This window comes from Candidatus Woesearchaeota archaeon, assembly GCA_016928155.1.
In the GTDB taxonomy this organism is placed as follows: domain Archaea; phylum Nanobdellota; class Nanobdellia; order Woesearchaeales; family JAFGLG01; genus JAFGLG01.
The window spans coordinates 83,279-105,811 of sequence record JAFGLG010000007.1 but is presented as its reverse complement, the minus strand read 5'-3'; the positions used below and the strand labels follow the sequence as shown (position 1 = coordinate 105,811).

The following is a 22,533-nucleotide window of genomic DNA, read 5'->3' as shown; positions in this document are numbered from 1 at the left end:
AATTTATTTCATATATAAAATATGGTGTAAAGTACAACAAATAAAGAATTTAAATTTTTATATGATGTATAATACAACAATACATATTATACAACCAAAACCTTTAAATATAAGCATTTCGTTGTATATTACATCATGGATGAGAAAGAGGACATCCTGAAAGGGAACTTTGCAGAATATTTCAGCTCAGCAACAGAAGCATTCGCAAAGAAGAGATTCAACACAGCTACAACATTGTTCTTCAAGGCGATTGCAGCAGCCACAGATATCTTCATCTTGAAGAAAGAAGGGTTTGTGCCTTCATCACACACTCAAAGGTTCAGGATCCTGGAGCAGAAGCATCCTGATATCTATAAGATTCTCGATAGGGATTTCCCTTTTTACCAGGATAGTTACACAAAGAAGATGGATGAGGAGGCAGCAAAGCTGCTTATGGAAGATGCAGAAGCGATTGATAAGATCATTAAGGGATGAGAAGAGGCCGGAGATTTTTGATATCATCCTCTATGGCTCTGCTTTCAAGGGTAAGGAAGGCAGGGATCTTGACATAGTCGTGATATTCAAGACCGCAACTCTTAGGGAACGCCTTGATCAGATACAGAGGATCAAGGATAATCTCAAGGCATCATATGATAATATTGACATCAAGCAGACCACTTTGGAGGAATTGTTCTCTTCCGCATTCTTTGCGAGGACAGGTATTCTGACAGAAGGCATAAGTGTCTTCAGGAACAAGCCCCTGCCAGAGGTTTTGGGATTCAGGTCTTATGTTTTGTTCTGGTATTCATTGGATGGCTTGACTCACGCGCAGAAAGTGAAGTTCAATTATATCCTTGCAGGCAGGGGATCTAAAGGCATGCTAAAAGAGTTGGAGGGGGAAAGACTTGTCAACGGAGCAATAAAGATTCCGACAAAAGATTCATTGAAGTTTGAATCGATACTTGAGGCAAACAAGGTGACGTACAAGAAGAAAGCGATCCTGGAAGTTATCTGAGCTTAATTCGATTAATTATCCGTCATCCTGCTTAATGCAAAAAAATATAAAAAAGGAATAATCACACACCATAACAGAGTGTCATCACTTGAATGCCGTCCTTGGGCAACATCAGCTCTCCTCTTCAGCTCATTGAAGTGTGAGCAGCAGCCTTTCTGGGAAAAGGCTGCATTATTTCTTTATTAGAATTTTGATATCAGATTGTTCGTTTCAGCAATATTGCTTTTATTAAATTTGAATGATTTCTGATTATAATACAAGATTTCGAAATTATTTATGTCGAATTGAAAGATTTCTGAAATCATTGAAGAAGATTTGATACTTGTTTAGTTATGCTTATTAAACTGTTTTGATAATACAAATAAAGAAAAAAAAAACCGTGGTGGCTTTCACCCCGGTGAGACTCACCAAGTCAATCTGTATAAGCTTACCTTATATATAAATTTTTAGGCAATGGCGTGGTGGCACAATCTGGTAATGCGCCAGACTGATGCTCCGGTGGGATTCACCAAGTCCCATGCGGGTTCAAATACTCTTGACCCCTTGAGTTTGGAAGTCCCGCCCACGCCGCCTAAAACCTAGATCTTCCTCACAACACCTTTATTAGCATCCACTTCGACCAAATCCCCGTCCTTGAATACTTTTGTTGCCACTTTAGTTCCAATGACACAAGGTTTCTTTAGTTCTCTTGCAACTATTGCTGCATGGCACAGGATTCCGCCGCCATCTGTAACAATTGCTGCTGCCTTCTCCATCAGCGGAACATATTCCGGCCTTGTCATGCCTGCAACCAAAATGTCTCCTTCTTTAAAACCGGCTGTTTTTTCTGGATCCATCACTATTTTTACCCTGCCTTTCGCTTTGCCTGGATAAGCGGAGCTTCCTTTTATCTCATCCTGATGCTTTTCACCTAGCACAATGTCCTCGACAAGATCTGCATCTTTTCCGGTAACGACAAGTAGTTCTTTGTTATGAAACAGAAAAGCGGATTTCTTATTCCGTTCTTCAAGGATTTCTTTTGAGGGCAGGCCCTTTCCCTGCAAATACGCGTCAAACTCATCCCTGGTCATGGTCTTTATCAATTCTGCTGGATATCCTGTCTTTTTCGCATGGATTTCTGCTAATTTATTCATAAATTCAATTGTTTTTCCAAAAACCGGTTCAGCATATACTCTTGCTTCTTGGAATCTCTCGAAATATTTGTCGAGCAGGTTTTTTGGTAGAAAATCTATCATGACTTTTATAGTAACATGTGGGGGATAATAATCTAATATTAGATCGCTATATCCTTTGAATTGACTATATGTTATGTCCTTACCTACTAATTTCTTCGCTGTATCTAGATATTCATCTGTTCTTGATTTCAGCTCTGCACATAATTTATCTGCAAATTTTTCATCTGTCATTATACACTTGATGATTTTCTTGGCAAATCTTTCCTTGTAATATCTTCTATGATAAGCACTGCTTTTTCCATTCTCCCAGAATATAATAGTGTGATCGACATAGGAATCAGCATATTTTGAGAACGGCTTCCTGCAGTAGAATCTTCCCCAGTCGGTGATAGATACAATCTCCCAGCTGCCAGCCCATTGGTTATCCCAATCTCCAAATTTGAACTCTGATAATATTTTTTTATCCATAATATCGCCTCGGACTGTGATTCAGAGATCCAGCCCCTTGTCGATGTCATCCGCAACCTTCTTTATGTCCTGCAGTGTCCTTTCCATGTCCTGCTTTATCTCGTCGACGAGGTCGCTGACTTTCGAGACGCGGAGCATGTAGTTGTTCCTCTCATGGAGGACAAGACCTGCTTCCATGAGCTTGTTGAGATGATGCACGACAGTGCCCCTGGAAAGATCGAGCTGATCTGCCAGCTCATCTGATGTCAGGCTCTGGTTCTTCTTTCCTGCTTTCAGTAATGTGATAAAAAGACGGAAGCACGACCGATCCTTGTCCCTGAGCCCGAACAGCCCGAGCGATGTGCCCAGCCATTGGAGCTCATCATTTATGCCAGGAGTAGCAGGTTTCCGTAATCTGTAGATTGTTATTCTCTGATGCAAAAAGACCATGTCAAACACCCGAATTTAGCCACCTAGGGCCTTGGTTGATGTAAAGTCAACAGATTATATAAATGTTCCCATTGATTTGCGCCAAATTTATATATAAATGCCCTTTCCTCACTGATCCATGAAAAAGGATTATTCTGTTCTGGATGCCATCGGCAACACTCCATTGATAAGGATAGGCAATGTCTATGCAAAGATGGAATCGCTCAATCCGAGCGGCAGCATCAAGGATAGGGTCGCAAAGGAGATTGTTGAGGCAGCAGAAAGGGAAGGCAGGCTCAAGAGAGGTTATACAATAGTTGAAGCAAGTTCCGGCAATACTGGTATCTCATTGTCCATGGTCGCTGCTGCAAAAGGCTACAAGATGATTGTGGTCATGCCTGAGAACATGAGTGAGGAGCGAAAGCAGATGATGCGAGCCTTCGGTGCTAAGCTTGTTGAGACCAGCAAGAGCGGCTCATTGAAGGAAGCGATTGCGAAAGCTGAAGAGCTGGGGAAGAAGCCGAAGCATTTCCTCGCAAGGCAGTTCAATAATCCTGCAAATATCGCTGCCCAGAGGAAGACAGGAGAGGAGATCCTTAAGGAGATCGGACCTGTTGACGCTGTTGTCGCCGGTGTAGGGACAGGAGGCACCTTGATGGGCATCTCTGAAGTGATGAAGAAGGCTAATCCTAATCTTAAGGTCATAGCTATTGAGCCTGAAGAGGCTGCTGTCATGTTCGGCGGCTCTGAAGTCAGGGTTGCAGAGCATAAGATCCAGGGGATAGGTGATGGTTTCATCCCTCAGCTTATTGACATGAAGAAAGTTGACAGATGTGTTACTGTCGGCAGCGAAGAGGCTGTGAACATGGCAAGGAAATTATCAAGGAAATACGGCATCCTTGTCGGTATCAGCGCCGGCGCCAACATGTTGGTCGCATTAAAGCTGGCTAAGATGTACAAGAAGGTCGCAACAGTCCTCCCGGACAGGGGTGAGAGATATCTCAGCATGAACCTGTTCAAATACAGGTCTTAGACATTCCCTCTGAGCTTCTCTGCTTTCAGCACCCTTTCTATTGCTACGATATAGGATCCTGTTCTCATGTCGACCTTGTATTCTTGGGACGTGTCATAGACTTCCTTGAAGGCCCTTATCATGATCCTGTCTAGCTTTGCAAGCACTTCTGCCTCTTCCCAGTAATATCCCATCCTGTTCTGCACCCACTCAAAATAACTCACAGTCACACCACCGGCATTCGCGAGCACATCAGGCACAAGGAATATTCCCTTTTTGAAAAGTATCTCATCAGCTTCTGGTGTTGTCGGTCCGTTTGCAAGCTCGATGACATACTTGGCCTTTATCTTGCCTGCGTTCTCTGCGGTTATGACACCTTCAAGCGCTGCCGGGACCAGTATGTCGCATTCTGATTCGAGCAGGTCTGCATTTGTGATATATTGTGCGTCCGGGAATCCTTCAAAGCTTCCTTTCTCCTGCTTGTGCTTTGTGACAGCGTCAATATCCAGGCCATCCTTTCTGTAGAGGGCGCCCTTTGAATCGCTGACCCCCACTACTGTGTATCCCCAGTCTGCGAGTATCTGCACCATGAAGCTTCCAACATTGCCGAAGCCCTGCACTATTATCCTTGTCTTGTGGGGCTCCAGTCTGTAGACTTTTGCCATCTCCCTGACGCAGTAGGCCCCTCCCTGGGATGTTGAGAACATCCTTCCTGCACTTCCGCCGAGCTCAAGCGGCTTGCCTGTTATGAAAGCTGGATAGTGGCCTCCTTTTATCTTCTCGAACTCGTCGAGCATCCACGCCATGACCTGGGGGTTTGTATACACATCTGGTGCTGGTATGTCCTTGTCTGGCCCTACTTCGTCATGGATTGCCTGGATGAATCCGCGCGAGACTTTTTCCAGTTCCTGCTGTGAGAGGACTTTTGGGTTTATTATGACCCCTCCCTTTGCGCCGCCGTATGGTATGTCGACGACTGCGCATTTCAGCGTCATCCAGAATGCGAGGGCTTTGACCTCTGCGAGTGACACATCAGGATGATATCTTATGCCCCCTTTTGTCGGGCCTCTTGCATTGTTGTACTGCACCCTGTATCCTTGGTAGGTCTTCTTCTCCCCATTGTCAAGGGTCACTGGGATGTCGAACCTGAACACTTTCCTGGGCTCTGATAATATCTTGAATTCTTCTGGTGTCAGGCCTTTTATCTTCCTGATCTTCTCGAGAAATTTCATCACATTTTCAAATACATCCATTTTTGCACCTCTGATTATTGGATAATTATGATTTAAAAACCCCGAATTGAAAAATTAAAGAAATTGATATATAAATTTATTGGATTGCTGCATTAGTTGAAGCTGTATACTCCGTTCTCATTCTGGATGACACTCCTATCCTTATTGAGCTGTAGGAACAATCCTTCTGGTGTGTGCAGGAAATCTGCCAGTATAAGTGCAAATGGTGTTCCATTCTTCGTGATCCCAGTAGCTGCAAGTGTCTCGTCAAGATCACTATCAATATGCTTGGCTGAATGCTGGGTAAGCGCATGCACCCTATCGCTCCTGGATTCATGGCCCAATATTGAAGCCGCATTCTTCAGGAGAGTTGTCTCTGCATAATATTGCTCCCTGTCTGCCCTGTTGGGTGTTGGTTTGTATTCTGGATCGCTTTCTAATCTGCCAAGGAATTTCAGTGCTGCCCCGCATGCACCTGTATTCCCCGCTCTATAATTTCTTGTCAGGTCTCCAAAGACTCCATTCTGTCCTATAGAGACATGGGCTCCGGCAAAAATGAGATATCTTTCAGGGCCTTTTGTGTTAGGCGCATGATGCATCGCTGCACCCATGCCTGTCGCGCCCCCTGTTGGAAAGCCCACAAGACCGCCTAGCCTGAAAGATCCGTCTGTATCTTTCCAGAGGCTTTCAACATATTGATGGAATGGGTTTAGTATATCATCTCTGCAGAGGGATGTGATGATCTGGGTCTGCCCGGATCTGAATCCCATGTCTGACAGCATTGTCTGCATCTCCCCCAGGGAGTCTTCCATTGGTGATGCTTGTGGATAGAATTTTTCTATGGTTTTTTGATATGGTTGCATATGATCACCTTGAACGTCTTTTCCGCAGTGGCAACCCGGCCTCTTTATAAATGTTGTGGGCTTAGGGCATTTAGTGTTTGGCTCAATTCAGAGCAGACATGCTCTGCTATTGGCTTGAGGTTCACGATGTCATATTCATTGTATCTGATCAGCCTGTCCAGGTATTCTCTTTTTCCTGTTGCCTTCCACATGCTCCAGAGATATATTGCATCGCTTCCCATCACATTTGCAACTTCCTCATCTCTATCTATACCAAGGGTTCTTTCAACTGTCTTCAGTCCGCCGACCAATCCTATCCTTGCACATGCGTGCCGCAGGTCAAGATGAGGTATCTTTGTGAATTTCTTGCCGAAATATCTCTCGATGACTGGCTGGTCAAAGCTCAGTCCGTTATATGTTATTATCAGCTTGAACTGCTCTAGATAGGCATAGAATTTATCTTTGTCAAGATTGAATCCGCGCACCATGAAATTGCTTTCCTTTCCGTCATACATCCCTATCACTGTGATGTCTCCATAATGTTCTGTGGTCTCTATATCCAGGAAGAGCGCATCATCCTTGAAAGTTTCATATAATCTCCACATCTCTGATTTGGGCATCCTGTCTGCAAAGAAGCATGAGTTATCCTTTTCAAGCTCTTTCTCTGCATTCCTGACCTGCATATTGTAATAGAATTTCCTTGCTTTGCCTATCCCTGATACGCTTCCCGCCCTCAGGAAATCGTCCCAGTGCCTGACCCCGCTCTGCCATATGAGTTTTTCCTTTGTCAGGCCAATCTTGTCCAGAAATACAAATGAGTTCCTTATCATGTGATAATGAAATCTTCACAGCCAGTTTAAAAGAATTCCTCGCAACTGTCTAGTGACCAGTGCCACTCAATTCTACTCCTTCAGCCTGATATAAACCCTTCTGTTGCTCGCTCCTTTGTTCTCCATCTTCAGTATCTCGAGCTCGCCCACTTCTGATGTGTTCCTGACATGCGTTCCGCCATCTGGCTGGCTGTCGAATCCATCTATCTCGACGATGCGCAGCACCTTGATCCCCGGCGGCAGTCCTGCAGCCAGTTTGACCATGTCTGGATTCTTCTCGACCTCTTCACGGGGCATCCCATATGCTTTGATATCAAGGTTCTTGTGTATCAGCTCATTTGATCTTGTGATCAGGGATTCTATCACTTCCCTGTCGAAGTTCTCGAGATTGAAGTCTATCCTGATCTTGTCGAGCCCCAGCTGGTTGCCTGTAATCTTGGCCTCTGTTGTCTTGGAGAACATCCCTGAGACGACATGTGCTGCTGTATGGCTCCTCATCAGCCTGTATCTCCTTTCCCAGTCAATCACCCCATGCACTTCATCGCCGACAGAAAGCCCTTCCCTGTCCACTTCATGGACAATCCTTCCTTTGTCCTTCTTTGTGTGCAATACCATGTACTCGACGCCCTCCTTGACCAGTTTTCCGTGGTCAGCCGGCTGGCCTCCAGATTCAGGATAGAACGCTGTCTGGTCAAGCTCGATGTTCTTCCCGTCTGCATCAGTGACCTTTGCATCGAATTCCTTCATGTATGAATCATCCATATAGAGGGCTTTGGCCATTCATTTCCACCTCGTAACTTTCTTTCTTGGGCATAGTTTTGATATCTCGCATCTTGAGCATGAAGGCGTGATTGGATTGCATATTGTCTTTCCATGATTGACCAGGAGGTCATTCACCAGGTGCCATCTGTTCTTAGGCACGAGCTTCATGAGCTCCTGCTCTGTCTTCTCAGGAGCCTTTGTCTCGACAAGACCCAGCCTGTTTGATATCCTATGCACATGTGTGTCGACAGGTATCGCCTGTTTGCCGAACGCATACACGAGCACGCACCCTGCTGTCTTCCTGCCCACTCCGGGAAGCGCAGTCAGCTCTTCCATTGTCTCTGGAACTTTTCCTCTGTGCTTTGTCAGGATTATCTGAGAAACTTCTTTGATCCGTCTGGCTTTCTGCTTGTAGAATCCGCTCTTCTTGATATCCTTTTCCAGTTGAGGGAGCGGCGCATCTGCCAGAGATTTCATTGTCCTGTATTTCCTGAACAGCTCTTTTGCGAGAACTTCTGTTGTTTCATCTCTTGCCCTTGCGCTGAGTATTGTGCTGATGAGGGATTTATATGCACCCATATGGGAAAGCCTGGCTAGCATCGTGTTCCCATGATTTTTGCTGAGGAGAATTATAATCTTCGCTATCCTCTTCTTTTTCTGTTCTTTGGTCTCTCTCATTGTTCTTTGGCAGCTCATTTTTCATAAAGCTTTATGAGCTTGAGAAGTCCGAGGCTGGTGCCTGCTATTATGATAAGTATCAGCCAGAATCTGAGATTGCTGTATTTCAGCACAGCAAACAGCACCATATTTGCCATCAGTGCTGTTATTGCAGCTATCCCGATCATCTTCTTTATCAGACTTGCCCCCATGCCTCTTCCTAAACCCATTAACTATTTAAATATATTGCCCTGATTTGATATGATGATCTACACCAAAAAGCGGGTTGAGCAGATTCTCAAGGATATTTACAGGAAGAGGGATCCTTGGACCCATAAGAGGAAGAATGGTGTTGTGCTTGTTGTCGCAGGCTCTTATCAGTTTTCAGGAAGCCCTATCTTCAGCTGCATGTCTGCTTATCGCGCTGGTGCTGATCTTGTCATGCTTGTCACCCCGAGGAGATCCGCCGATATTGCTGCCTCTTATTCTCCTGACCTGATAGCTTATGCAAGGGAGAAGAGGTTCCTTGACTCAGATGATGTTGATTTCATACTTGGCATTGCAGATGAGTGCGATTCTGTGCTCATCGGCCCGGGCCTGTCGCAGGATCCAGAGACAAGGAAGATGGTGCTGAAGCTCATCAATAGGCTCAGGAAGCCCATGGTGATTGACGCAGACGCAATAAGGTTCATCGGCCGTAATCATAGGGTTCTGCATGACAAGAAGTTCATCATCACCCCTCATCTCAATGAGTTTCTGGCCTTGACTGGAATGAATGCTAAGTTCGACACTGCTGACAGGAAGAGCAAGGTCTCTGATGCTGCAAAGAGGATTGGCGGCACGATAATACTCAAAGGTAAGGATGATGTCGTCGCTGACTCCAAGAACATCTATGTCAACCAGACTGGTTCTCCTTTCATGACAAAAGGGGGATTTGGCGACTGCCTTGCCGGCATCTGCGCCCAGTTCCTTGCAAAGGGGCTCTCTCCTTTTGACGCAGCATGCGCAGCTGTTTATCTGAATGGTCTTGCTGGGGAGATAGCTGCTGGAAGATATCAGGACAGCGTGATTGCCTCTGATATGTTCTTTTCCATACCTGAGGCTGTGGCAGAGATAAAAAAGAGAAGATGATTCTATTCGTCGCTCTCGGCTTCCTCGACACCTTCGAATTTCATGCCGCATTTCCCGCAGTAGTTGTCTTCCTTCCCGACATCTGCGCCGCATTCGCATTCGAAGGCTTCCCTTCCTGTAGACTCGCCGCAGTTCCTGCAGAAGCTATCGTGCTCCCTGTTCTCTTTTCCGCATTTTTGGCATTTCATGATAAGGGTCCTTGAAGAAGGCATATATAAACCTTTTGGAGATTTTCATCAAGGGAAGGATTGTCTTAAGGAGAAACTATTCTTCTATCTCTTCTATCCTGAGATTCGGCCTGAATTCCTTGTCCCCAAATGATATAAGATGGTCTCTCATGGCTTCGAAGATCAGGAGCTCTTTTGAGATCGGATGACCACCATATCTGAACTCTTCTGAGATTTTTCCTGTCTTGGCTCCATAGCACAGGATGTCATAGAATTCGAATCTTGTCAGCCCGGTCTGCCTAAAGATCTGTTCTACATTTTCAGAGAATTCTCTTTTTGCAGCATCGAGCTCATCAGCGATGCTGAGGAAATCGTCCAAGGGCATCCCATCATAGGCCTGGCCCTGGAGTTCTCTGGCAGGTCTCATTGTGTCTGCCACATAAGAGAGAGCCGAGAGCAGTATGCAGGGTGAAGGTATCCTCTCTTCTTCGCCTCTCTGGAGAAAATATGCTGCTGACAGGGCTTCTATCTGGGCATATGTGGATGATTCCATGGAATGGTGGGAAAATCTGCTTTTTATATGTTTTAGTGAAAAAAATGACTGGTCAGCTGCAGTATCCGGTATCTTCTGGGAAGAATCTTTCGATGAACTCATCATCCTGCTCAGTGTCAGGGTCAGTTTCGAACCCTTCAATAAGCCTCATCATTTTCTTGTTCATCTTTTTCACCCCCATATTTCAGTTGGCTCATTTCTTATTTCATATGATGATATATGATGATATATGAAAAAACTATTTAAAACTATCGCATTTAGGGTATATATCATTTAAATATAAGTTCATCAAAGACCATATTGAGTCATGTGCCAGAGGAATGAAGGGCCCTTAGCTCAGTAGTAGAGCGCTTCCCTCGCAGCCGGTCTGAAGACGGCAGAGAACGGAAGAGGCCGCGGGTGCGACTCCCGCAGGGTCCATATTAAGAAATCCGTGGGACTGAAACAAAGTGCAAGTCCCACTTGAATAAGGTGCCAGCTGACTTTGCAGCTGTGCGACTCCCGCAGGGTCCATGCCAAGCATGGGAACATGCAATCAGGAGATCAAGGATTTCCATTGCCGCAAGATCCATTAATGCCTAAAGAATTATGCGATCTTTCTTTAAGGTTCTTGTACAGGCATCCCGATGTAAGTGATCATCTTCTTTGCTTCTATCCATGCATCTGCAACAACCCTTGCTTTCCTTTGCTCCATTGTCCCTGGAACAGAAAATATCCTGTTCGACCATCCTTTGAGGCTGGGCACAAGTACGTGCAGGTATTTTGTCGCTTCATCATCTCTTGTTGTGGACACATCATCCCCAAGAGGTGTGCTCTCAAGCGAGACAAAGAAGACATATTTCATTTCTTGGAATCCTATTGCAGGGAATATTTTTGATAATCCTTCATATTTGAATCCTGATGATGCGAACTTGTCGACGTAAGCGACATTCCTGCCTCGCAGTGCCATGATTTCTGGATGCATCTCATCCATATATCCCTCGACTTTAGGTATCCTCTTTTCAAGCGTGAGTTCTCTCTTAGGCGGACTCTTCCTTGCATTGAGGGCATTCATCCAGAATGGTTCTTCCTCTTCAGCATCAAGTCTTCTCTCGAACAGGGGAGCATAAAGTAATTCATTGCCAGTGTGGCCTATAACATGCACGGGTGGCATCTCTTGGTTTGGATAGAGATTCATCCACGCTTTTCTCATCATCTCAGTTGCCACAGTGCTGCTGAATCCTGATAGTATCAGTGCTTCGAATCCTTCTTCGTGTATGTGCTCCATACTTAGGTATACTGCATCCTTAACCCTACTCATGAGAGAAACGTCCATAGGTTATGGGGTTTGCCCACCATTTATAAATCTTACCATATTAGACACTATATAGTGACAAAAATCTACCAAAAGACAAGATTAACCATTGTTAAGTCAAGAGACTATTTTATATATTTCCTATGATATTGTGTATCCTCAAAATGAAGAAGGTAATGGCTTTCGGCACATTTGATAAGGTGCATCCTGGACATGTGGATTATCTTGAGCAGGCAAAGGCATGTGGTGATATTCTTATTGTGTGCGTTGCAAGGGACACAAATGTCTTTGCATTGAAAGGTGCAATGCCTGATCATTCTGAAGAAGAGAGGAGGAGCATGGTTGAGCAGCTGAAGATTGCAGACAAGGTGATGATCGGTGACAATACAGATCTGTTCAGGTGCATAAGGGAAGAAAAGCCCGACATAATCTGCCTGGGTTATGACCAGAAAGTTCCTTTTGATCTTGAATATGAGCTTGTTGCACATAAGATGAGCACGAAGATCCTGAGAGCAAAGCCATACAAAGAAGATATCTATAAGAGTTCCCTCATTGCAAAGCGATGATGTTCCCTCTCCCTTTCTTTATCTTTTTCAGTCTTCCTTTCGATTCAAGATCTGCTATGACAAGTGATATCTTGGCCTCAGATAATGGTATTTCCCGACGGATCTCTTTCTGTGTCATCCTTCCGCCATTTTTCTTGAGAAGCAGCATTATCCTTTCTTCAACAGGCTCTATGTCTGCTTCATCTGTCTCCTTCTGCAGTCTTTTGAGCCTCTTGACATAGATGAGCGAAAGCATTAGGACAAGAGCCATCAGGACAGGTATGAGGTAATGCCAGTCAGGCCCCTCTTCAGCTGCGATCTCATCAAGGTCTGTCCCGATGTCATCATAGTCGAAATCGAACTCAGGGAATAGTATGAGGTCAAGCACATAGTCTCCGTCATCTATCACTAAAAGATTCTCATAGACTGAACTTAGTGTCTCATTTTGCTCAATTTCTTTTGCTGTCAATGTATAAAACCCGATTGGTATATCGAATGAATAGTCCCCATTCACTGCAACAATCTGCTGCCTTGGCTGCGTATTTATCTCCACAATCGCATCCACTGGTTCAAGATCAAGGTTATAGACCTTGCCATGCACTGTAGCGCCTTGCGCATAGCAGGCTAGAAGCATCATCATAAGCAGAGTCAAATAAGGTTTCATAAGAAGTGTGTGTGATATTTGATATTTAAAGCTTATTTTTTGGCAAGAAGGGATATTTAAGCCATTTCAAGCCATAAAAGATAGAATATTTCTCTGTAAAGTTTTGGGAGCTCTCATAAAGCTTTAAAACAAGTTTCTTGAAAGCATCTTTTTAAACAATATCACTATACACCATGAACTATGTATCATATTTAGAAAAATTGTTGGAGGTAATGCAATATGAAGAAGACATATGCGGTTTTCATGGCAATGATCATGATATTGGGTATAATGCCGGTTGCGTTTGCTGAGAGGCAGGGGAATTCCGGAGCAGGCCATTTGGCCGATGATGATGATGCTTCGGATGATGGCAGTGCTGATTCTGATGATAATGATACAGATGATAGGCCTCTATTGGATGTAAAGAGATTCAAGAAGCAGAATGAGAGGCTGAAAGAGGTCAATGAGAACCTGAAAGAGAGGATAATACATCTTAAGCAGCAGAGGGAAGTAATCAGGGTCAATTATCAGGAGCAGAAAGCCCTGCTTGCAAAGCAGAGGATGGAGTGGCTTGACTGCAGGCAGGATGATGCCGAGGGAGATCTCACTCCTGAGTGCCAGAAGGCAAGGAACCAGTTCAATGCCCAGGCCCAGAGATACCTTGTGCAGGCTTCTGATGTTATCCTGAATAATCTGCAGAGGCTTGAGGCACAGATTGCAGACAACCAGAATCTTTCAGATGATGAGAAGCAGGATATGCTCGATGATATTGCTGATAAGATCGCTGAGATAGAGGCTGCAAAGGATGCAGCAGAAGAAGCAGGCGACAATGCCACATCAGAAGATGTCCAGGATGCAGCCAAGACAATAAGGCATGCTTGGCAGAATACTGAGAAGGTCATGAAGCGCGCTGCTGGTAAGCTTGCCAATGAGAAGGCAGGTCAGATAATAACAAAGCTTGATCAGCTAGGCAAGAGGCTGGAAGACGTTATTGAGAGGTATACAGAAAAAGGGTATGACATGAGCGGGTCAGAGGAGCTGATTGATGAGTTCAATGCAAAGCTTGACGCAGCCCAGGAGAAGTATGATGCTGCAAAAGAGAAGTGGGATGAGGTCAAGACTGCTGATGAAACGGCTGATCTGATCAAGGAAGCCCAGTCTTTGATGAAAGAGTCTCATGGATATTTGAAGGAAGCCCATCAGATCCTTAAAGAGCTTGTCAGGGAGATAAAATCCCAGAATGGCAAGGTAGAAGCAGAGGATGAAGAGGAGGATGCAGATGACGGGACAGAGGACATGGATAGCGAGACAGACGATGATTCAGACGATGCTGATACAGATGATGTGAATGGGACAGATGATGACTCAGGAGAAAATGAGACTGATGACATGGATGATGAAGAGGCAGATGAAGATGACGCTTGCACCGCAGACTCAGACTGCGAAACAGGTAAGTTCTGCGACAACGGAGAGTGCGAGGACCTCGAAGACCCAGACGAAGATGACAGCGATGATAGCAATGAGACAGATGATTCAAACAGTACTGCTTGATCAGATGGATGCAGGGCAGGGTTGTGCTCTGTTCTGCCCCATTTGACAACCTTTATAAATGATTTGCCTTTAAAACGCGGATAGGTGATACAATGAAAAAGATATTAATCCCAGTCGCATTGATATTGATGCTTGCGATATTCATAAGCGGCTGTTCCAAGCCTGCTCCAGATACTGGTGATCAGGCAGGTGATGAGATCACTGGCCAGGATGCTCAGGCTGGAGAGATTGATGAAGTGGACACTGATATCAGTGATATTGACAAGGACCTTGAGGACCTGGAAAACATGGACCTTGACTCAGAATTAGAGACTCTGGAGCAGGATCTTCAGATATGATTTTTGTTTTATATACAATTCTGGCAAAAGCTTTATAAAAGCCTTGTTTGTCTGCTATGACAGCTGTGGCGATGTAACTCAGCCTGGTTAGAGTGCCAGACTCATAAGTCAATTATGAGTGTTGAGCGAAAGCGATGATAGATCATATTGGCACAGAAATCTGGAAGTCGCGGGCTCAAAAGGATGCAAAGAATGCTAGCATCATTGAGAATCCCGCCATCGCCACTTCTTTTCTTTTTTATGTGGGCTTGAGACCAAAGGTCGAAACCCACGATGGTGCCAGCTGACATCTCAGCTGCTGCGAAGTCGCGGGCTCAAAAGGATGCAACAGAACATTAATGCATCATTGGGAATCCCGCCATCGCCATTTTGTTTCTTTTTTTCTGCTAACAAAGTCCGTGGGACTGAAGCAAGAGCGAAAGTCCCACTTGAATAGCCTATCAAATGGGCTGCCATTTGCGCGGCATCGCCATTTTTGGTCATAACTTCTTATTTTTTTCTGGTTCTTATACATCCTTTGTCCTAATCCTTTTACAATCAGTAAAAATTTCATAGGATATATTTTGATATATCCAGTTCGCTCTGCGAACTGGCCCTGACCTCATGCAATTTTTCTGCAATCAGCATAGCTTGACGCATAGCTGGGTGCAGCGGTGGGGGTTGGTTGGTGGGAGTTTTAGTAGAAATAATACTACAAATGGATAAGACAGACAAATTAGGACCAAAGCACATATGTCTTTGATGTCCTTTCAACATATGCTGGCTCAAGAGGCTTGTATGGTTCTGAAACATGCACTTTCCATGTCCTGATTATCTTGTCCTTGCCATCTGATACTTCGAGCCTGACTTCATGGTCGCCTGCTTTGGCATAATGTTTTTCTATTGCCTGTGTGCCTGTCATCTTGGAGAGCGGCCCGAAGCTCCATGTATACTCCAGTTCATCCTCATCCCAGTCTGTAACATTCGCAAAGAACTTGACTGACTCTCCTGTCCATATCAGGATGTGGCTTTCTGCAGGCTGTATCGATACAGGCACAGGCACAAGGTTCTTGTTCTGCACGCTTATCCCAACCTGCTGGTATGCCTCATCTGCTCCATCGCTCACACCGAATGTTATGAAGTAGGTGTTGCTTGGCTCTTGCTCATAGAATTTGAGAGGCTTGTTGTCCAGCAGATAATGCGGCGGTGTCCAGTAGAACACTCTGTCGGTTATGTTTGCGCCTGTGACATTCTCTTCGTACCAGAAGTGGAGCTCATCCCCGTCTGGATCGAATGCATCGAGCTGTATCAAGACTTGGTCTCCCTCGCTGACCTTGATGTCGGAAAGGTTAGCGATCACTGGTGCCCGGTTGATGTTGTTCACGAATATATTGATCTCTTCCTTGGCTGTATTGACGCCGTCTGTTGCTGTGATAAACGATGTATAGTTCCCTGCCTGATCATAGTCTATGTATTTAGACTCTGCACTCATGTAACCGGAGTATGTGATGTCGATCTTGTCTCCGTTCTTGTCTCTCACTGCAACCTTGAGCTCAAGTGTCTGGCCCTCGTCTATATGATAATTGGGCTGTGTGGTTATCTCTGGCTCATAATTGACATATTTCGCCACTTCAAGATCTATTGTCTCATACGCTACATCTTTTCCGTCTGTCGCCCCTATCTTTATCTTATAGTCTCCTGCGTCCCCGATACTTGTCTGCCATTCTCCTTTGTCATCGAGAGGATCAGAATATACTAAGCTCACCCTGTCATTGTCTGGATCTGATGTTGTCACTTTCAGCTTGAAAAGGTCTCCTTCTGTCACTGTGAATTTCAGGGATAGGACTGCAGGTATCAGCAGAATCATCAATATTCCCAAAAATACCTTTTTAGACATTTTAAAGAAAAGAAAAAAAAAAGATTAGCCTTGCACGATATCTACAAAGACCGGCGGCCTATTCTGGTCAAGGACTGTTATCTCCACAGTCTGTGTTGTCTCCACCTGGCCGTCTGATGCCTTGATTGTGACCTGGTACTCTCCTGCATCATCATAGCCTGTCTTCTTGGTGTTCGTGTTCATCCATCCTGAGATGATCACTGTGACCTTGTCCCCGTCCGGATCTGATGCCTTGACATTCAGGGTTACAGTCTCTCCTTCCTTGACTGTGATGTCCTTGATAGGCTCGAGCACTGGCGCATTGTTCAGGGCATTGACCTTGACAATGACCTCTTTTGAAGCGCTCTTCTCTCCGTCTGTGGCAGTCACTACAACCCTGTATGTCCCTGCATCTCCCACTTTGGTCTGCCATTCTCCATCATCATTGAATGGTTCAGGGAACACTATTGAGACCTCATCGCCGTCCTCATCCTCAGCCTCGACATCCAGTACCACTGTATCTTTCTCCAGCACTGGCTCTGCAGTGAGGCTTGTGATCTCAGGCGCGTGGTTCTCTTTGATGACTGTCACATACATGTCCTTGGAGACACTGCTTGTGCCGTCTGTCGCAGTGACTGTGACCTTGTGCTTGCCCTCATCACCCTTCTGGGTGGTGTAGGAAGGCTTGGTCATCCATCCGCTGAATGAGAAGCTTATCTTGTCCCCATCAGGGTCAGTGGCTTTCGGGCTGATCTTCACAGTCTCGCCCATATTCACTGTTATGTCCTCTAACTCTGTCATGACAGGCGCCTTGTTTGCCGAATTGACAACTACAAGGACTGTCTGGGTGGCTGAGAGCTTGCCGTCTGTCGCAGTGACATCGACATAATATTCTCCGGCGTCACCTGTCTCTGTCTGCCACTTCCCTTCTGAATCGAGCGGCTTTGAGAACATGTATTTTATGGTATCTGCATCTGGATCGACGGCTTTCGGTTTCAGTGATACGAGCTCGCCTTCTGTGACAGCTATCTTGTATTTTGCAGTCTTGGAGGTCTCTGCTTCAGATTCTTCATCTTCGGCCTCTGCTGTCTCATCTTCCCCGCTCTCGTATGCATCTGCCTCGTCAGCATCCGCAACAGCATCGCCTGTCGTGGTTGTCATACCGGCATCTTCAGAATCCTCGATTGTCACATTGACAATCCCCTCATTCGGAGTCTGGACGCATCCGGAAAGGGATATTATTGTTAGCATCAGAACTGACATTACTAGAAGTCTATTCATCTTTTCACCCCAGTTTTTTGGTTTATAAACCTCATTTTTTGATTGATAATCAATGATTGCATCCAAGCCCAACTACTATTTAAACTTTGCTGAAAAAACTTTTTCCTAGACGAGATTCGTCACTAATGCCAAACGAAAATAAATTTTCTCGACGACAAAACAGATTAGAAAAGATTTATAAACAGCATTGTTTTTCACTGATGCCAGATTAAAATGGATTCGTCAAAAAAGAGTGGTGTCGCATTGTTCATCGGCAGGTTCCAGCCTTTCCATAAGGGGCACCTCAAGGTCGTGAAGGATTTGTCGAGGAGATTTTCTCTTGTCAAGATTGTGATAGGGAGCTCCCAGCTCTCTGGCACGGTCCATGATCCTTATCATGCGGGGCTGAGGAGACGTATGGTGCATAACACCTTGAAGAAAGAGGGGATCAGGAACTATAGGCTGATGGCTATCAGGGATATCGAGTCAGACAGCAGGTACGCAGCCCATGTCAGGAAGATTGTCGGTCATTTTGATGTTGTCTATTCCGGCACCCCCTTGGTCAAGAAGTTGTTTAAGAAAGCAGGCTTTAAAGTCATCCACCTCCCTAGATACTATGGTCTCTCTGCAACAAAGATAAGACACATCATGAAGAAAGCAGGGGGTTGGGAGAAATTTGTGCACAAAGAAGTGAGAAAGCTATTGGGATGATCAGCCTGATGTGCCATTCGGCCCATGGCCATTTCCGTTCTTTTTCATTCTGATGAGCTCAAAATATTGCGGCTCTTGCAGCTGCGAACCATCAGGCAGCCTGAATCTTCCATGGGTCCCCTGAAGTTTATTCCTTATCTTGTCAGGGTTTGTGACCATGCCCACCTGTATCAATGACCCGAATCTCTGCGCCCATCCGTCTCCATTGATCGATTTCATGATTTCCTGTTCAATATCATATACCTGCTCGGGCGTGTATCTTCCGTCAGAAAGTCCTGGTATCTCTATCAGGGCCACTTCTGTCGCTCTCCTGTTCTTCTCTTCATAGAGAATCTTGTCTGCCTTCTCAAGCCCTCTTGTCACATCATTGTATCTTGAGATCTGGACATACCCCTTTGATACGCTGAGGTCTGGCAGCAGGTCTGCTTCGCTCCCTTCTGCTATCTTTGCCTTATAATCATCATTCCATCTCTTGATCCTCTTGTCTATTGTCGCCTGTATCCCTTCATACTCCTTTGCATTCGTGTCGAACATCACGACGACAAACTCATCTCCGCCGTATCTTGCTACAAGCCCCTTGTCTCCGACAGCATCCCTGAGTATGTGCGCGATTGCAGTGAGCCTTTGGTCCCCTATTGCGTGGTCCTCTGTGCTGTCGTTTATGGTCTTGAGGTAATCAAGGTCATATATCCCGACAATGATCTCATCAGATGAGCACAGGCTGCCAATGTGGCTGCTTTCGAGTATTTTTGTGGCTTTCTCTGGTCTGTCCCCTGAAGTATATGCCAGCAGGGTCCTTATGTAATCTGAGCTGTAGACTCCGGTCATTGAGTCATATCTTTTTGAATTCTTCCAGAAGCTGTTTGCCAGTACCGGCGCTATGGAATCTGCGATCATCTGTAGCATGCCCTCGTCTTGTTCTGTGAATGCATCTGTCTCATGCCTCTCTGCATTAAGCACGCCATAGACATGCTCCTCGAAGATCAGGGGTATCGCCATCTCTGACCTTGTGCTTTCAGGCCCGATGTAGATATTCTTCCACCCCAGTGACCTGACATCAGGGGCATTGATTGTCCTTTTTTCACGGGCTGCTGCGCCGCTTATGCCCTTTCCGACCTCTACGACAAGCCCGTCGAGCGATGGATGATGTTCCCCTCTGTAGTTCATCAGCTTGAGTCTCTGGCCTCCCTCATCCATCAGCATTATGCCTAGCTGTGTGTTTTGGCCGTAGAATTCCCTGAGTATGTCAAGGACTGCATCAAGCCTTGGCATAAGTTCATCATCTGCGTTCAAGGCTTTCCTTATCTCGGCTGATGCACCGATCATGGTTTCATGTCTGGCTGCTTCTGCCTCTAATTCCTTTATCCGTTCTTCCAGTCTTGTTTTTCTCATGTTCCACATATCAATCATTCCGCATGACTAAGTCAGGCTTGCATCAGATTTCCGATAGATTACAGTGGCTTGGGATGAACCACCATCTTCTAGGGATGAAGCCTTATTCTTACTAAATAATAGTAATACCTATTTATAAATTTTGTTGATATTAGAGTTAATTTCTATATAGTAAAAAATAAAGATTAACATAAGATTCACTCCAATCATTGACTTATTATGGATTGATTAGGAAGGTTGCCCGAAAAATTCTGCCACATCAAAAAAAGCGATTAATGAATGCGAGATAGGACACATGTCTGCTGGTATCTGACAAAAAAGAAAAAATAGTTGGGGGTTGGGGTTTTGATTAACAATAGTTAAGAAGTATATATGCTTTTTGATATTTTCTATAAAATGCTTATCTCTTTAAGATATTCAGTCAGCTGGCTGAAATCCTGGTAAAGCATGTATTTTATCCCCTTCTCATCCAACCCCTTGAAGTTGTATTCCATGTCATCTATCAGCAGTATCTCTTCTGGCCTGAATCCTGTCTCATTAAGCATCACATCTATGAGCCCTGGTTTCAGCATTCCTTGTTCGCATGAGAAATAGATATGGTCAAACACACTGCCAAGATCAAAATCATCTCTTAAGAAATCAACCCTTTCCTGGAAGTTATTTGAGCATACTATCGTCTCGAAGCCCTTTCTCCTGACATCTTTGACAAGATCCCTTATCTTATCATCCGCATGGTACATCTTGCGCATCATCTCTATCAGCTTTTCTGGTGTCGTGTCGATGCAGAGCTCTTTTATGAACCAGCCCCAATACTCCTCTTTGCTGGTCTCGCCTCTCTTGTGCCGCTTCATCTCTTCCCCGAAGAATGCCTCTTTTGCCTTCTCCAGTGGCACATTGAACTTCTCTGATATGTTTATGTAGAAATCATCGCTTCCCTTGTCAAAGTATACCCCGTCAAGGTCGAATATTATCGCTCTTATCATATTATTCTTGATATTCTTATTATTAGTATTATCATATTATTAAACATCATTGATCTTATCATGAGAATGCATCCTTGAGCTTGTCGAAGAACTTCTTCTCCTGCACCTTGTCCCCGCCTGCCTCTGCATATTTCTTGAGGAGCTCTTTCTGCTTGACAGTGAGCTTTGTAGGTGTCTGTATCATCGTTCTCACGAGAAGGTTCCCGTGCCCTCCTCTCTGCAGCCTTGGCATACCCTTATCCTTCACCTTGAACAATGTGTGGCTCTGGGTTCCGGCAGGTATCTTCATCGTGACTTTTCCAGTGAATGAATCGACATGGGTCTCCCCTCCAAGAGCTGCTGTGACAAAGCTTATTGGTATTTCTGTGTAGAGGTCATCATCTTTCCTTTCGAAGAGCTTATGCTCCTTGACATGCACCTCGACATAAAGATGGCCTGGTGGTCCTCCCTTCTCTCCTGCCTCTCCTTCTCCGGCAACCCTGAGCCTGTTCCCGCTGTCGATCCCTTGAGGTATCTTGACATTTATCTTCTTGGTTTTATTGACAATTCCATTGCCGTCGCAGACAGGGCAGTATCTCTTAATGGTCCTGCCTTCCCCTCTGCATCTGTCGCACGCTGAGCTTGTTGAGAATATGCCGAATGGGGTCCTTCTTGTCCTTCTGACCATCCCTGTGCCATTGCACGTGTTGCACGTCTCGATGTCCGCATCTGATTCTGCTCCTGAGCCGTTGCATTTTGTGCAGGTCTCTGTCTTTGGGATGATTATCGTCTTCTCTGTCCCGTTGAAAGCATCTTCCAGGCTGATCTCCATTGTATAGAGCAGGTCAGATCCTCTTCTCGGCCCTCTTTCTCTTCTTCCGAATCCTCCGCCGAAGAATGAATCGAATATGGAGTCGAAGTCGAATCCGCCGAATCCCCTGAACGCGCTCTCGAATCCAGAGAAGTCAAAGCCGCTTGTGTCTGCTGTGCCGAACTGGTCATACTGCTGTCTTTTCTGGTCATCGCCGAGCACTGCAGCTGCCTCGTTGATCTCCTTGAACTTCTCAGCCGCATCCGGCTCCTTGCTGACATCAGGATGGTATTTCTTCGCCAGCTTCTTATATGCGGATTTTATCTCTTCACGGGTCGCTTTCTTGCTCACACCGAGTGTCTCATAGTAGTCTTTGGCCATGGTTCTCCCCGAAGGTGCAGTCCCTTATATCAATCTTGTGCTTTTCCTTGTATCCTCTCCATAATGTCCCGTAGCTGCTGCTTATGGCGTCTTTCATGTCAAGGCCCAGCTCTTCTGCTGTCCTCTCTATGGATTCATGATCCCCTTCTATCTCCATCCATGCACCTAGAAATGGGACTTCATCTATCACCACCTCGACATCTCTTTTCTGGAAAGCCTCACGGTATTTCTCCATTACCTCATCCAGGTGGAATCCGAGCATGTTCAGTATCTTTTCAGTCTTTTCAGGGTCTGATATCTCTGTCTCGTATTCGTCTAGGGTCTTTATGTTTTTCTCCACGCTTTTGCCGGCCTTGGATGTGAGCGTGCACTTGTCCGCCACCCTTATCCTTAACAGCCTGCCCTTGTGCGGCCCGAAATTGTCATCCTTGTCATTGAATTTTCTGTTGACCTGGAGATGCCTTCCCTTGCTCTTGAATCCTATGCTCAGCAGTTTCTGCCTCATCGCTCCAGGATCCTGAAGCTGGAATTTTGTCTCTGTCTCTTTCATCAGGTCACT

At 45.3% G+C, this 22,533-nt stretch carries 26 protein-coding genes and 3 tRNA genes; 11 read left to right on the top strand and 18 right to left on the bottom strand.

The window, feature by feature from the left end:
• The first annotated feature begins 135 nt into the window (after nt 1-135).
• From JW968_03870 to JW968_03860, 3 genes are all read left to right on the top strand, one after another.
• The gene (locus tag JW968_03870) at nt 136-474 is read left to right on the top strand and encodes a hypothetical protein (protein ID MBN1386084.1); all 339 of its coding nucleotides are present in this window, start codon (nt 136-138) and stop codon (nt 472-474) included.
• A complete protein-coding gene (locus JW968_03865; GenBank protein MBN1386083.1) occupies nt 440-994 on the top strand; it encodes a nucleotidyltransferase domain-containing protein in 555 nt (184 codons plus the stop codon). The genes JW968_03870 and JW968_03865 overlap by 35 nt, the downstream gene beginning before the upstream one ends.
• A gap of 455 nt (nt 995-1,449) precedes the next feature.
• Nucleotides 1,450-1,564 (top strand) — tRNA-Ile (locus JW968_03860).
• An 8-nt stretch (nt 1,565-1,572) separates the two neighbouring features.
• Here the strand turns inward: JW968_03860 and JW968_03855 are convergent.
• Both JW968_03855 and JW968_03850 read right to left on the bottom strand, forming a co-directional pair.
• On the bottom strand, nt 1,573-2,637 hold the full coding sequence (locus JW968_03855; GenBank protein MBN1386082.1) for a hypothetical protein: 1,065 nt from the start codon (nt 2,635-2,637) through the stop codon (nt 1,573-1,575).
• A 21-nt stretch (nt 2,638-2,658) separates the two neighbouring features.
• Nucleotides 2,659-3,066, bottom strand: a complete 408-nt coding sequence (locus tag JW968_03850) for an ArsR family transcriptional regulator (GenBank protein MBN1386081.1) — start codon at nt 3,064-3,066, stop codon at nt 2,659-2,661.
• Nucleotides 3,067-3,184: 118 nt separating this feature from the next.
• Between JW968_03850 and JW968_03845 the strand changes: the two genes are divergently transcribed.
• Entirely contained in the window at nt 3,185-4,078 is an 894-nt protein-coding gene (locus tag JW968_03845; GenBank protein MBN1386080.1) for a cysteine synthase family protein, read from the top strand.
• Here the strand turns inward: JW968_03845 and JW968_03840 are convergent.
• The 6 genes from JW968_03840 to JW968_03815 all read right to left on the bottom strand — a co-directional run bounded on the left by JW968_03840 (nt 4,075) and on the right by JW968_03815 (nt 8,592).
• On the bottom strand, nt 4,075-5,310 hold the full coding sequence (locus JW968_03840) for a Glu/Leu/Phe/Val dehydrogenase (protein ID MBN1386079.1): 1,236 nt from the start codon (nt 5,308-5,310) through the stop codon (nt 4,075-4,077). The two genes, JW968_03845 and JW968_03840, sit on opposite strands and share 4 nt — an antisense overlap.
• A gap of 92 nt (nt 5,311-5,402) precedes the next feature.
• A complete protein-coding gene (locus JW968_03835; protein MBN1386078.1) occupies nt 5,403-6,101 on the bottom strand; it encodes a hypothetical protein in 699 nt (232 codons plus the stop codon).
• A 95-nt stretch (nt 6,102-6,196) separates the two neighbouring features.
• The gene (locus JW968_03830; protein MBN1386077.1) at nt 6,197-6,961 is read right to left on the bottom strand and encodes a ribonuclease H-like domain-containing protein; all 765 of its coding nucleotides are present in this window, start codon (nt 6,959-6,961) and stop codon (nt 6,197-6,199) included.
• A gap of 72 nt (nt 6,962-7,033) precedes the next feature.
• A complete protein-coding gene (locus tag JW968_03825) occupies nt 7,034-7,741 on the bottom strand; it encodes an alanyl-tRNA editing protein (GenBank protein MBN1386076.1) in 708 nt (235 codons plus the stop codon).
• Complete coding sequence (locus JW968_03820) at nt 7,742-8,401, bottom strand: endonuclease III (GenBank protein MBN1386075.1); 660 nt, start codon at nt 8,399-8,401, stop codon at nt 7,742-7,744.
• 14 nt (nt 8,402-8,415) lie between these two features.
• A complete protein-coding gene (locus tag JW968_03815; protein ID MBN1386074.1) occupies nt 8,416-8,592 on the bottom strand; it encodes a hypothetical protein in 177 nt (58 codons plus the stop codon).
• A 52-nt stretch (nt 8,593-8,644) separates the two neighbouring features.
• Between JW968_03815 and JW968_03810 the strand changes: the two genes are divergently transcribed.
• A complete protein-coding gene (locus JW968_03810) occupies nt 8,645-9,511 on the top strand; it encodes an NAD(P)H-hydrate dehydratase (protein ID MBN1386073.1) in 867 nt (288 codons plus the stop codon).
• A 2-nt stretch (nt 9,512-9,513) separates the two neighbouring features.
• Here the strand turns inward: JW968_03810 and JW968_03805 are convergent, their stop codons facing one another.
• Both JW968_03805 and JW968_03800 read right to left on the bottom strand, forming a co-directional pair.
• Nucleotides 9,514-9,699 carry a zinc-ribbon domain-containing protein gene (locus tag JW968_03805; protein MBN1386072.1) on the bottom strand — a complete coding sequence of 62 codons (186 nt, stop codon included), beginning with the start codon at nt 9,697-9,699 and terminating at the stop codon, nt 9,514-9,516.
• Nucleotides 9,700-9,775: 76 nt separating this feature from the next.
• The gene (locus JW968_03800) at nt 9,776-10,231 is read right to left on the bottom strand and encodes a hypothetical protein (protein MBN1386071.1); all 456 of its coding nucleotides are present in this window, start codon (nt 10,229-10,231) and stop codon (nt 9,776-9,778) included.
• A gap of 325 nt (nt 10,232-10,556) precedes the next feature.
• Here JW968_03800 and JW968_03795 point away from each other — a divergent pair.
• Nucleotides 10,557-10,651 (top strand) — tRNA-Ala (locus JW968_03795).
• A 181-nt stretch (nt 10,652-10,832) separates the two neighbouring features.
• Here JW968_03795 and JW968_03790 read toward each other — a convergent pair.
• Nucleotides 10,833-11,546: a hypothetical protein gene (locus JW968_03790; GenBank protein MBN1386070.1), complete on the bottom strand. Its 714-nt coding sequence runs from the start codon at nt 11,544-11,546 to the stop codon at nt 10,833-10,835.
• Between the two features lie 143 nt (nt 11,547-11,689).
• On the opposite strand from JW968_03790, the gene JW968_03785 reads away from it, so the two are divergent.
• Nucleotides 11,690-12,091, top strand: coding sequence for an FAD synthase (locus JW968_03785; protein MBN1386069.1), 402 nt, complete (start codon nt 11,690-11,692; stop codon nt 12,089-12,091).
• On the opposite strand, the gene JW968_03780 is transcribed toward JW968_03785, so the two are convergent.
• Nucleotides 12,075-12,734, bottom strand: a complete 660-nt coding sequence (locus JW968_03780; protein MBN1386068.1) for a hypothetical protein — start codon at nt 12,732-12,734, stop codon at nt 12,075-12,077. The two genes, JW968_03785 and JW968_03780, sit on opposite strands and share 17 nt — an antisense overlap.
• A gap of 219 nt (nt 12,735-12,953) precedes the next feature.
• Between JW968_03780 and JW968_03775 the strand changes: the two genes are divergently transcribed.
• From JW968_03775 to JW968_03765, 3 genes are all read left to right on the top strand, one after another.
• The gene (locus JW968_03775) at nt 12,954-14,264 is read left to right on the top strand and encodes a hypothetical protein (protein ID MBN1386067.1); all 1,311 of its coding nucleotides are present in this window, start codon (nt 12,954-12,956) and stop codon (nt 14,262-14,264) included.
• Nucleotides 14,265-14,356: 92 nt separating this feature from the next.
• A complete protein-coding gene (locus JW968_03770; protein MBN1386066.1) occupies nt 14,357-14,602 on the top strand; it encodes a hypothetical protein in 246 nt (81 codons plus the stop codon).
• Between the two features lie 67 nt (nt 14,603-14,669).
• Nucleotides 14,670-14,827: transfer RNA gene (locus JW968_03765), tRNA-Met, on the top strand.
• A 490-nt stretch (nt 14,828-15,317) separates the two neighbouring features.
• Here the strand turns inward: JW968_03765 and JW968_03760 are convergent.
• Complete coding sequence (locus tag JW968_03760) at nt 15,318-16,448, bottom strand: PKD domain-containing protein (protein ID MBN1386065.1); 1,131 nt, start codon at nt 16,446-16,448, stop codon at nt 15,318-15,320.
• A gap of 54 nt (nt 16,449-16,502) precedes the next feature.
• Nucleotides 16,503-17,738 carry a cadherin repeat domain-containing protein gene (locus JW968_03755; protein MBN1386064.1) on the bottom strand — a complete coding sequence of 412 codons (1,236 nt, stop codon included), beginning with the start codon at nt 17,736-17,738 and terminating at the stop codon, nt 16,503-16,505.
• Between the two features lie 213 nt (nt 17,739-17,951).
• On the opposite strand from JW968_03755, the gene JW968_03750 reads away from it, so the two are divergent.
• Entirely contained in the window at nt 17,952-18,428 is a 477-nt protein-coding gene (locus JW968_03750; protein MBN1386063.1) for a nicotinamide-nucleotide adenylyltransferase, read from the top strand.
• Here the strand turns inward: JW968_03750 and JW968_03745 are convergent, their stop codons facing one another.
• The 4 genes from JW968_03745 to cyaB form a co-directional block, all read right to left on the bottom strand.
• Nucleotides 18,429-19,820, bottom strand: a complete 1,392-nt coding sequence (locus JW968_03745) for a GGDEF domain-containing protein (protein ID MBN1386062.1) — start codon at nt 19,818-19,820, stop codon at nt 18,429-18,431.
• A 389-nt stretch (nt 19,821-20,209) separates the two neighbouring features.
• Complete coding sequence (locus tag JW968_03740) at nt 20,210-20,803, bottom strand: HAD hydrolase-like protein (protein ID MBN1386061.1); 594 nt, start codon at nt 20,801-20,803, stop codon at nt 20,210-20,212.
• Nucleotides 20,804-20,861: 58 nt separating this feature from the next.
• A complete protein-coding gene (gene dnaJ, locus JW968_03735; protein MBN1386060.1) occupies nt 20,862-21,974 on the bottom strand; it encodes a molecular chaperone DnaJ in 1,113 nt (370 codons plus the stop codon).
• Nucleotides 21,955-22,524 carry a class IV adenylate cyclase gene (gene cyaB / locus JW968_03730; GenBank protein ID MBN1386059.1) on the bottom strand — a complete coding sequence of 190 codons (570 nt, stop codon included), beginning with the start codon at nt 22,522-22,524 and terminating at the stop codon, nt 21,955-21,957. The genes dnaJ and cyaB overlap by 20 nt, the downstream gene beginning before the upstream one ends.
• Nucleotides 22,525-22,533 lie beyond the last annotated feature (9 nt).

Excerpts from the sequence above, each read along its gene's own strand:
- JW968_03805 (MBN1386072.1), bottom strand. The coding sequence starts at position 9,699 with ATGAAATGCCAAAAATGCGGAAAAGAGAACAGGGAGCACGATAGCTTC.
- JW968_03810 (MBN1386073.1), top strand. The coding sequence starts at position 8,645 with ATGATCTACACCAAAAAGCGGGTTGAGCAGATTCTCAAGGATATTTAC.
- JW968_03745 (MBN1386062.1), bottom strand. The coding sequence starts at position 19,820 with ATGAGAAAAACAAGACTGGAAGAACGGATAAAGGAATTAGAGGCAGAA.
- JW968_03870 (MBN1386084.1), top strand. The coding sequence starts at position 136 with ATGGATGAGAAAGAGGACATCCTGAAAGGGAACTTTGCAGAATATTTC.
- JW968_03840 (MBN1386079.1), bottom strand. The coding sequence starts at position 5,310 with ATGGATGTATTTGAAAATGTGATGAAATTTCTCGAGAAGATCAGGAAG.
- JW968_03740 (MBN1386061.1), bottom strand. The coding sequence starts at position 20,803 with ATGATAAGAGCGATAATATTCGACCTTGACGGGGTATACTTTGACAAG.
- JW968_03790 (MBN1386070.1), bottom strand. The coding sequence starts at position 11,546 with ATGGACGTTTCTCTCATGAGTAGGGTTAAGGATGCAGTATACCTAAGT.
- JW968_03775 (MBN1386067.1), top strand. The coding sequence starts at position 12,954 with ATGAAGAAGACATATGCGGTTTTCATGGCAATGATCATGATATTGGGT.
- JW968_03845 (MBN1386080.1), top strand. The coding sequence starts at position 3,185 with ATGAAAAAGGATTATTCTGTTCTGGATGCCATCGGCAACACTCCATTG.
- JW968_03755 (MBN1386064.1), bottom strand. The coding sequence starts at position 17,738 with ATGAATAGACTTCTAGTAATGTCAGTTCTGATGCTAACAATAATATCC.
- JW968_03785 (MBN1386069.1), top strand. The coding sequence starts at position 11,690 with ATGAAGAAGGTAATGGCTTTCGGCACATTTGATAAGGTGCATCCTGGA.
- JW968_03760 (MBN1386065.1), bottom strand. The coding sequence starts at position 16,448 with ATGATTCTGCTGATACCTGCAGTCCTATCCCTGAAATTCACAGTGACA.
- JW968_03855 (MBN1386082.1), bottom strand. The coding sequence starts at position 2,637 with ATGGATAAAAAAATATTATCAGAGTTCAAATTTGGAGATTGGGATAAC.
- JW968_03835 (MBN1386078.1), bottom strand. The coding sequence starts at position 6,101 with ATGGAAGACTCCCTGGGGGAGATGCAGACAATGCTGTCAGACATGGGA.
- JW968_03780 (MBN1386068.1), bottom strand. The coding sequence starts at position 12,734 with ATGAAACCTTATTTGACTCTGCTTATGATGATGCTTCTAGCCTGCTAT.
- JW968_03770 (MBN1386066.1), top strand. The coding sequence starts at position 14,357 with ATGAAAAAGATATTAATCCCAGTCGCATTGATATTGATGCTTGCGATA.
- JW968_03850 (MBN1386081.1), bottom strand. The coding sequence starts at position 3,066 with ATGGTCTTTTTGCATCAGAGAATAACAATCTACAGATTACGGAAACCT.
- JW968_03815 (MBN1386074.1), bottom strand. The coding sequence starts at position 8,592 with ATGGGGGCAAGTCTGATAAAGAAGATGATCGGGATAGCTGCAATAACA.
- JW968_03800 (MBN1386071.1), bottom strand. The coding sequence starts at position 10,231 with ATGGAATCATCCACATATGCCCAGATAGAAGCCCTGTCAGCAGCATAT.
- JW968_03825 (MBN1386076.1), bottom strand. The coding sequence starts at position 7,741 with ATGGCCAAAGCCCTCTATATGGATGATTCATACATGAAGGAATTCGAT.
- dnaJ (MBN1386060.1), bottom strand. The coding sequence starts at position 21,974 with ATGGCCAAAGACTACTATGAGACACTCGGTGTGAGCAAGAAAGCGACC.
- JW968_03830 (MBN1386077.1), bottom strand. The coding sequence starts at position 6,961 with ATGATAAGGAACTCATTTGTATTTCTGGACAAGATTGGCCTGACAAAG.
- JW968_03865 (MBN1386083.1), top strand. The coding sequence starts at position 440 with ATGCAGAAGCGATTGATAAGATCATTAAGGGATGAGAAGAGGCCGGAG.
- cyaB (MBN1386059.1), bottom strand. The coding sequence starts at position 22,524 with ATGAAAGAGACAGAGACAAAATTCCAGCTTCAGGATCCTGGAGCGATG.
- JW968_03820 (MBN1386075.1), bottom strand. The coding sequence starts at position 8,401 with ATGAGAGAGACCAAAGAACAGAAAAAGAAGAGGATAGCGAAGATTATA.
- JW968_03750 (MBN1386063.1), top strand. The coding sequence starts at position 17,952 with ATGGATTCGTCAAAAAAGAGTGGTGTCGCATTGTTCATCGGCAGGTTC.